Origin of the sequence: Stenotrophomonas sp., from assembly GCF_036662295.1 — a bacterium.
Lineage (GTDB): Bacteria > Pseudomonadota > Gammaproteobacteria > Xanthomonadales > Xanthomonadaceae > Stenotrophomonas.
Genome location: NZ_JAVWXA010000133.1, coordinates 1 through 9,082 on the forward strand (window position 1 = coordinate 1; position 9,082 = coordinate 9,082).

General features: G+C 70.2%; 6 protein-coding genes and 1 pseudogene. All 7 read left to right on the top strand.

The genetic code is table 11. The features are described from left to right. Positions 1 to 597: pseudogene (locus tag RSA25_RS17655) on the top strand (type I glyceraldehyde-3-phosphate dehydrogenase); the annotation flags it as partial. 194 nt (positions 598 to 791) lie between these two features. Beyond that, positions 792 to 3,467, top strand: a complete 2,676-nt coding sequence (locus RSA25_RS17660; RefSeq protein WP_332810137.1) for a DUF2339 domain-containing protein — start codon at positions 792 to 794, stop codon at positions 3,465 to 3,467. A gap of 5 nt (positions 3,468 to 3,472) precedes the next feature. Continuing rightward, positions 3,473 to 4,825 (top strand): DUF3999 domain-containing protein, encoded by a 1,353-nt coding sequence (locus RSA25_RS17665; protein ID WP_332810142.1) that lies wholly within the window; start codon positions 3,473 to 3,475, stop codon positions 4,823 to 4,825. 144 nt (positions 4,826 to 4,969) lie between these two features. Then, complete coding sequence (locus RSA25_RS17670; RefSeq protein WP_332810138.1) at positions 4,970 to 6,145, top strand: phosphoglycerate kinase; 1,176 nt, start codon at positions 4,970 to 4,972, stop codon at positions 6,143 to 6,145. Then, positions 6,145 to 6,831 carry an HAD hydrolase-like protein gene (locus RSA25_RS17675; RefSeq protein ID WP_332810139.1) on the top strand — a complete coding sequence of 229 codons (687 nt, stop codon included), beginning with the start codon at positions 6,145 to 6,147 and terminating at the stop codon, positions 6,829 to 6,831. Before RSA25_RS17670 ends, RSA25_RS17675 begins: the two co-directional genes overlap by 1 nt. Before the next feature lie 213 nt (positions 6,832 to 7,044). After that, entirely contained in the window at positions 7,045 to 8,511 is a 1,467-nt protein-coding gene (gene pyk / locus RSA25_RS17680; protein ID WP_332810140.1) for a pyruvate kinase, read from the top strand. Positions 8,512 to 8,691: 180 nt separating this feature from the next. Next, positions 8,692 to 9,082 (top strand): class I fructose-bisphosphate aldolase (locus tag RSA25_RS17685; RefSeq protein ID WP_332810141.1); only part of this gene is annotated, 391 nt, incomplete at its 3' end.

Here is a 9,082-nt window from a genome sequence, read left to right on the forward strand (position 1 = left end):
AACGACAAGACCTACGCCGGCCAGGCCATCGTCTCCAACGCCTCGTGCACCACCAACTGCCTGGCGCCGTTGGCCAAGGTCATCAACGACAAGTGGGGCATCAAGCGCGGCCTGATGACCACCGTGCATGCGGCTACCGCCACCCAGAAGACCGTCGATGGCCCGTCCAACAAGGACTGGCGCGGCGGCCGCGGCATCCTGGAAAACATCATTCCGTCCTCCACCGGCGCGGCCAAGGCCGTGGGCGTGGTGATCCCGGAACTGAACAAGAAGCTCACCGGCATGAGCTTCCGCGTGCCGACCTCGGACGTGTCGGTGGTCGACCTGACCGTCGAGCTGGAGAAGGAAGCCACCTACGCCGAGATCTGCGCCGAAGTGAAGGCACAGAGCGAAGGCGCGCTGAAGGGCATCCTGGGCTATACCGAAGACAAGGTCGTGGCCACCGATTTCCGCGGCGAGACCCACACCTCGGTGTTCGACGCCGATGCCGGCATCGCCCTGGACGGCACCTTCGTCAAGCTGGTGTCCTGGTACGACAACGAGTGGGGCTACTCCAACAAGTGCCTGGAAATGGCCAAGGTCGTGGCGGCCAAGTAAGCGCCCCGCCCCCTGGCAACCCCCGCGAACCCCGGCCCCGTGCCGGGGTTCGTCGTTTCCGCCGGCCCGTTGCGTGGCGCGGGGCACGGGGGCGGGCGCCCCGCAGGCGCGGCCGATCCATTAGCATGGCCGGCGTGCCACCGGCATGGCGTCGGCAGGATGCCGCCGGGGCTCCCCTTTGAGGATGGCGTGGAATGGAAGCTCTGATTGTCCTTGTGGCAGCGGTCCTGCTGCTGATCCCGATACTGCTGGTGGTGGCCCTGGTGATGATCGGCGGCCTGCGCCGGCGCGTGGCCGCGCTGGAGCTGCAACAGTTCCAGGCCGCCACCGCCACCGCCCCTGCACCGGCACCTGCCGCGCAGGCCGAAACCGCCGCCGCGCCGCCGCGCGAGGCGACCGGCGACGCCGATCCCGAGCCGCCGCCACGCGTGCCGGACCCGGTGCCGCTGTCGATCCCGGCCGTCGCTGCCGCCGCCGCGCCGTTGCCGCCGCCGTTGCCGCTGCCGGCGCAGGCCGCCCCCGCCGCCCGTGTGGCTGCCGCGCCCATCGCGCCGTCCGGCCCCGGCCTTGGCGAACGCCTGGTGGGAACGGTCAAACGCTGGTTCACCGAAGGCAACGTGCCGGTCAAGATCGGCATGCTGGTGCTGCTGGCCGGCGTGGCCGCGCTGCTCAAGTACGCCAGCGACCAGGGCTGGTTGAACGCACCCATCGAACTGCGCCTGGCCGCCATCGCCGCCGGCGCACTGGCCGGGCTGGTGTTCGGCTGGATCCAGCGCGATCGCCGTCGGTTGTTCGCGCTGGCCCTGCAGGGCGGTGCGATCGGCATCCTGCTGCTGACCATCTTCGCCGCCTTCAAGCGCTATGACCTCATCGATGCACTGCCTGCCTTTGCGATGAGCGTGCTGCTGATTGCCGGCATGGGCGTGCTGGCGGTGGTGCAGAATTCGCGCACGCTGGCGGTGCTGGGCATCCTGGCCGGGTTCATGGCCCCGATCTGGTTGTCCACCGGCAGTGGCAACCACGTGGCGCTGTTCTCCTACTACGCCGTGCTCAACGCGGCGATCCTGGCCATTGCGTGGTGGCGGCCGTGGCGGGTGCTCAACCTGCTCGGCTTCGCCTTCACCTTCGGCATCGGCACCGCGTGGGGCGTGCTGCAGTACAACGCGGACAAGTTCAGCAGCACCGAGCCGTTCCTGCTGCTGTTCTTCGTCTTCTACCTGCTGATCCCGATCCTCTACGCGCGCCGCCAGCCGGCCGAGAAGCGCGACCTGGTCGATGGCAGCCTGGTGTTCGGCACGCCGCTGATCGCCTTCTCGCTGCAGGCCGGCATGCTGCACGATGACCGCCTGATGCTGGCGCTGTGCGCGCTGGCGCTGGCGGCCCTTTACGCGGTACTGGGCTGGGCGCTGATCCGGCGCGCGCGCTATGCCGCACTGGGCCAGTCGCATGCGGTGCTGGCGGTGGGCTTTGCCACGCTGGCGGTGCCGTTGGCGTTGTCGGCGCGTGCCACCGCCAGCGTGTTCGCGCTGGAAGGGGCCGGGCTGGTCTGGCTTGGCCTGCGCCAGCGCCGCTGGTTGCCGCAGATCGCCGGCGCATTGCTGCAGCTGGGCGCGGCGTTCGGCTTCGTGGTCGGTGCCGATTACTGGCATGACGATGTCACCGCCATCGCCAACCCCACCTTCATGAGCGGGCTGCTGCTGGCCCTGGCCGGGTTCGCCTCGGCGGCGTGCTATCGGCGCGCGCGCCAGGACGCCCCGGCCGTCGTGTACTACCTGTGGGGCCTGTTGTGGTGGCTGGGTGGGTTGCTGCACGAGGTGGGCCGGTTCGTCGCGCGCGACAGCCGCCCCGATGCGCTGCTGGTCGGCGTGGCGATCACCGCGTGGGCGGCCGCCGAGGTGCATCGTCGTGCCCCGGCGCGTGCGCTGGCGCTGACCACCCTGGCGATGCTGCTGAGCGCGTTCCCGCTGCTGCTGTGGCAAGGCGAGGCCCATCAGCAGCCGTTCGCTGGCTATGGCGCACCGGCCTGGGCCATGTTCGCCGTGCTGGGCGTGCGCAGCCTGTGGTGCCTGCGCGGTGGCCAGGGCCGGACCGCGCAGGCGGCACAGTTCACCTGGTGGCTGCTGTGGCCCTCGGTGGTCTCGGTGTCGTGCCTGTGGGTGGCCGACCACTTCGCGCTGGCGCAGGGCTGGTCGATGGCGCTGGCGCTGCTGCCGTGGCTGCTGGTCACCGCGATCGCGCTGCTGCGCTGGCCGTGGCTGGCACTGCCGCTGGGGCCGCGCTTCGATGGCCTGCGCACCGCGCTGACGGCCACGCTGTTTGCCGTGCTGGGGGTGAGCTGGCTGGGCATGCTGACCGGGGCGGCCTCGGCAGCGCCGCTGCCGTGGCTGCCGCTGCTCAATCCGACCGAGCTGGCGCAGCTGGCGGTGCTGGCCCTGGCCGCGCGCTGGCTGTGGGCGGCACCGGCGCCGGCAGGCCTGCGTGGCGTGCGCGTGCCGGTGCTGGCCATCGCCGGCTTCGTGATGCTCACCAGCACCACCCTGCATACCGTCCACCATTGGGGCGCGGTGCCGTGGAACGACGCGCTGTGGTCCTCCACGCTGGCCCAGACCAGCCTGACCGTGGTGTGGAGCGTGCTGGGCGTGATCAGCTGGGTGTGGGGCTCGCGTCGCGGCCAGCGCACCCTGTGGCTGGTGGGCGCGGTGCTGATGGGCGTGGTGCTGGCCAAGCTGGTGCTGATCGACCGCCAGCACCTGGGCAACCTGCTGGGTATTTCTTCCTTCATCGCCTACGGCCTGCTGTGCACGGTCGTGGGTTACCTGGCGCCGGCCCCGCCGCGCGCCCCGGACGCCACTGCGGAGCCGACCCCGTGACCCTCCTGCGTACCTTCGTTGCCGTGATCTCCCTGGCCGCCGCGCCGTCGCTGGCGCTGGCCGCCGATGCGCACCAGGACTACCGCCAGCAATGGCCGTTGCAGCTGTCCCAGGCCAACGCGCCGGCCTACCGGGTGGCACTGGACGAGGCGATCTACCGCAGCGCCGTGTCGCCGCAGCTGGCCGATGTGCAGGTGTTCAACGCGCAGGGCCAGGCCCTGCCCACCACGCTGCTCAGTGCCGACCAGCCGCTCGCCCGCCCGGCGCAGTGGCAGGACGTGGGCTGGTTCCCGCTGCCCACCCTCGCGGCCGGCGACGCCGACGACCTGCAGGTGCTGACCGAGCGCAACACCGACGGCAGCGTGCGCCGGGTGGAGGCGCGCCTGGGCCGCGGTGCGGCCGCCTCGCGCAGCGCCGGCTGGTTGGTGGACGCCAGCGCGCTGAAGCAGGGCGTGCAGGCGCTGCGGCTGGACTGGCAGGTGCAGGCGCCACTGCAGGCCCGCGTGCGCGTGGACGCCAGCGACGACCTGCGCCAATGGCAGGCGGTCGTCGAAGACGTGCCGCTGGTGGACCTGCAGCACGAGGGCCGCCGCCTGCAGCAGCGACGCATCGAGCTGGGCTACACGGCGCGCTATTTCCGCATCGTGCCGATCGGCACGGACGCGTTGCCGGTGCTGTCGGCGGTGCAGGCCGAACGCGTGCCCGAAGCGCAGTCGATCCCGTGGCGTTGGCAGTCGCTGGCCGGCACCGCCGGGGCGCCGGGCGAATTCGAGTACGTCCTGGACGGGCGCTTCCCGATGGCCCAGGCCGATATCGCCACCGCCGACAACAGCGTGGTGCAGTGGACCCTGCTCAGCCGCGACGATCCCAACCAGCCCTGGCAGGTGCGGGCCGGCCCGTGGGTGGCCTACCAGCTGCAGGACGCGGCCCAGGCGCGGCGCTCGCAGACCCAGGCATTGCCGGTGCCCAGCCGCGACCGTTACTGGAAGCTGGTGGCCGGCCAGGCACGGCCGGGCGTGGCGCCCACCCTCAAGCTGGGGTACCAGCCGGAAGTGCTGGTGTTCATCAGCCAGGGCGAGGCGCCCTACGCGGTGGCCGCCGGCAGCGTGCGCGCGGCGCGCAGCGATGCGCCGGTCGGCACGGTGATCGCGCAGCTGCGCCAGCAGCTCGGCGCGCAATGGCAGCCGGCCACGGCCACGCTGCACGGCCCGGCGCAGGTGCTGGCCGGTGACGACGCCCTGGCCCAGCCGCGCGACTGGAAGCGTTGGCTGCTGTGGGGCCTGCTGGTGCTGGGCGTGCTGGTGGTGGGCGGTTTCGCGCTCAGCGTGCTGCGCCAGAAACCGCACGCGCCGGCCTGATCGGCCGGCCACGCCGCCTCGCCATGCAGTGATGGGGCAGGGGCCGCAGCGGCCACGCCGATTTGCGATGCACCGGCGCAGCCGGGACAATGGGCGTCTGCGCCGTGCGCGGCGCCCTTTCCTTTTTCAGCCAAAGAGTTGCCCATGTCCATCGTTCGCATGACCGACCTCGATCTCTCCGGCAAGCGCGTGCTGATCCGCCAGGACCTCAACGTGCCGATCGAGAATGGCCGCATCACCTCCGAGCAGCGCATCACCGCATCGCTGCCGACGCTGAAGCTGGCACTGGAGAAGGGCGCGGCGGTGATGGTCACCTCGCACCTGGGCCGCCCCACCGAGGGCGTGTGGAGCGAGGCCGAGTCGCTGGCGCCGGTGGCGCTGCGCCTGTCCGCGCTGCTCGGGGTGGACGTGCCGCTGGTGCGCGACTGGGTCGATGGGGTCGAGGTCGCACCGGGCGCGATCGTGCTGCTGGAAAACTGCCGCATGAACGTGGGCGAGGGCAAGGATGACGAGGCGCTGGCGCGCAAGTACGCCGCGCTGTGCGATGTGTTCGTGATGGATGCCTTCGGCACCGCGCACCGCGCGCAGGCCTCCACCCACGGCGTGATCCGGTTTGCCCCGGTGGCCGCCGGCGGCCCGCTGCTGATGGCCGAGCTGGATGCGCTGGCCAAGGCGCTGCACGCACCCGCGCAGCCGCTGCTGGCGATCGTGGCCGGCAGCAAGGTCAGCACCAAGCTTGAACTGCTGTCCAGCCTCGTCGGCAAGGTCGACCAGCTCATCGTCGGCGGCGGCATCGCCAACACCTTCATCGCCGCGGCCGGCCATCCGGTCGGCAAGTCGCTGTACGAGCCGGACCTGCTCGACACCGCCCGGAAGATCGTCGCCGATGCCAAGGCCCGCGGCGCCGACATCCCCCTGCCCACCGACGTCGTTGTTGCCAGGCAGTTCCTGCCGGACGCCGAAGCCACCGTCAAAGCCCTGGCTGACGTCGCCGAAGACGACCTCATCCTCGACATCGGCCCGGACACCGCCCGGTACTACGCCGGTCTCATCGCCAAGGCGGGCACCGTGGTCTGGAACGGCCCGGTCGGCGTGTTCGAATTCGAAGCCTTCAGTCACGGCACCCAGGCCCTGGCCCAGGCCATCGCCGCCTCGCCGGCGTTCTCCATCGCCGGCGGCGGCGATACCCTGGCCGCGGTGGACAAGTACGACATCGCCGACCAGGTGAGCTACATCTCCACCGGCGGTGGCGCGTTCCTGGAATTCCTGGAAGGCAAGACCCTGCCGGCGGTGGCCGCGCTCGACGCACGGGGCGCCTGATGCTGGCCGACAAGTGGGGCACAGGCGTGGGCAGCCACGCCGTCGCGCCGCGCGCCACGCTGTTCTTCGACCTGGACGGCACGCTGATCGACTCGGCCGTGGGCATCACCCAGTGCGTGGCGCATGCGCTGACCGAGATGGGCCGGCCGGTTCCGCCGCAGGATGAACTGCGGCGCTGGATCGGGCCCTCGCTGCGCACCAGCTTCGCCCCGCTGTTTGCCGACCCGGCCGATGTCGAACAGGCGGTGGCCTACTACCGCGAGCGTTTCGACGTGGTGGGCTGGCGCGAGCACGCGGTGTACCCGCGCATCGGCGAGGTGGTGCAGGCGCTGCATGCGAACGGCCACCGGCTGGCGATCGTCACCGCCAAGAACGAGCCGCATGCACGGCGCATCATCGAGCACCTGCCGTTCGGGTACTGCTTCGAAGACGTCATCGGCGCCACCCTGGATGGCAGCCGCAGCGAGAAGCCGCAGCTGGTGGCCGAAGCACTGCAGCGGCTGTCCCTGGCCCCCGAACAGTGCTGGATGATCGGCGACCGGCGCATGGATATCGCCGGCGCGCGCCACCACCACATGCGCAATGTGGGCGTGTTGTGGGGGTTCGGCGGCGCCGAGGAGCTGCAGGCGGCCGGTGCCGAGCATGTGGTGGGCACGCCGGATGAGCTGCTGACCCTGTTCGCCTGAGGCGCGCGGCGGCGTTCCGTACGCCGCCGCATGTCCTGCGCAAAGCCAACCGGGTCGGGCCTTGCGGCCCATCGCCGGTCCGCCGATGTCCGCGTCGCGGTCCGGGCCTGTCCGCTGGACATCGCACAGAGCTAGATGCCCCAAGGCTGTAAACGTATTCATGGGACGTGAAGGGTGTGCTAATTTCGATCCTTTCCCGGGAGCCCATTTACCATGATCGAGCGTCAGCGTCGCACCAAGATCCTTGCCACCCTCGGACCGGCCACCGACCCGCCGGGCGTGCTGGAGGATCTCTTCCGCGCCGGCGTGAACGTGGTTCGCCTCAACTTCAGCCACGGTGACCCGTCCGGCCAGGCCAAGCGCGCCGCCGACGTGCGCGCCGCCGCACAGCGGGTGGGCGTGGAAGTGGGCATCCTGGCCGACCTGCCGGGCCCGAAGATCCGCATCGAGCGTTTCGCCGAAGGCAAGATCCACCTCAAGGCCGGCGACCGCTTCGACCTGGTCGCCTCGCCCAACGCACCGGCCGGCGACACCACCCAGGTGGGCGTGAGCTACCTGGGCCTGCCCCAGGACGTGGTGGCCGGCGACGTGCTGCTGCTCGACGACGGCCTGATGCAGCTGCAGGTGCTGGAAGTGCAGGGCGAGCGCATCATCAACACCGTGCTCAACGACGGCGTGCTGTCCGACCGCAAGGGCCTGAACAAGCAGGGCGGTGGCCTCTCGCTGGGCGCGCTGACCGAGCGTGACAAGGAACTGATCGGCATCGTGGCCAAGATCGGCGTGGACTTCATCGCCGTCTCGTTCTGCCGCAACGCGCAGGACATGAACGATGCCCGCGCCATCGCCGAGTCGCATGGCTGCTACGCCGCGCTGGTGTCCAAGATCGAGCGCACCGAAGCCATCGAGAACCTGGAAGAAATCGTCGATGCCAGCGACGTGGTGATGGTGGCCCGTGGCGATCTCGGCGTGGAGATCGGCGATGCCGAGCTGCCGGGCCTGCAGAAAAAGATCATCAAGGCCTCGCTGGCCCAGAACAAGGTGGTGATCACCGCCACCCAGATGCTGCAGTCGATGGTCGAAAGCCCGATCCCGACCCGTGCCGAAGTGCTGGACGTGGCCAACTCGGTCATCGACGGCACCGACGCGGTGATGCTCTCGGCCGAAACCGCCGCCGGCGCCTATCCGGTCAAGGCCGTCGAAGCGATGGCGCGCATCTGCCTGGGTGCCGAGCGCCAGTTCCAGACCGAAACCGACTTCGGCGCCTCGCCGCGCAACCTGGAACGGGCCGACCAGGCGATCGCCATGGCCACCATGTTCCTGTCCCAGCACGTGGGCGTGCGCGCGATCGTGGCAATGACCGAATCCGGTGGCACCGCACGCTACCTGTCGCGCTTCCGCGCGTCGGCGCCGGTGTTCGCGGTGACCCGCCATGACGGCGCCCGTCGCCAGATGGCGCTGATGCGCGACGTGTTCCCGATCAACTTCGACAGCCGCGGTTTCACCCCGCGCGAAGCCGCACGCGGCAGCATCCGCCTGCTGGTGGAAGCCAACCAGCTGCAGGCCGGCGACCGCGTGGTGTTCACCAGCGGCGAGCACATGGAAACCCACGGCGCGACCAACACCCTGCGCCTGCTGGAAGTGGGCGAAGACGGCCGCGCCAGCGGCCTGGGCGACCTGTAAGGGTGGGTTGCGGCAACCGGCACGCCGGTTGCTGAACGATGAACCCCGGGACGGCGCGACGGAAACGTCGCGCCGTTACACGTTATGCAACCTGAAAGCGTTTCCAGATCGCGTGTACAGCCAGTTCACGGGAGTGGCCCGCTATAATTGCGTTTTTCCCGCACCCGCCACAGGAAATACATGAGCATCGAACAGCTGGCTGAAACCGCCCAGGCCATGGTCGCCCCGGGCAAGGGCATCATCGCCATCGACGAATCCACCGGCACCATCGGCAAGCGCTTCGCCAGCGTCGGCCTGGAGAACACCGAGGAAAACCGTCGTGCCTACCGCGAAATGCTGCTGACCACGCCGAAGCTGAACGAGCACATCTCCGGCGCGATCCTGTACGACGAAACCATCCGCCAGTCCACCAAGGACGGCGTGCCGTTCGCCAAGTACATGGCCGCCCAGGGCATCATCCCCGGCATCAAGGTCGACAAGGGCGCACACGCGCTGGCCGGCTGCCCGGGCGAGATGGTCACCGAAGGCCTGGACGGCCTGCGTGAGCGCCTGCAGGAGTACTACAAGCTGG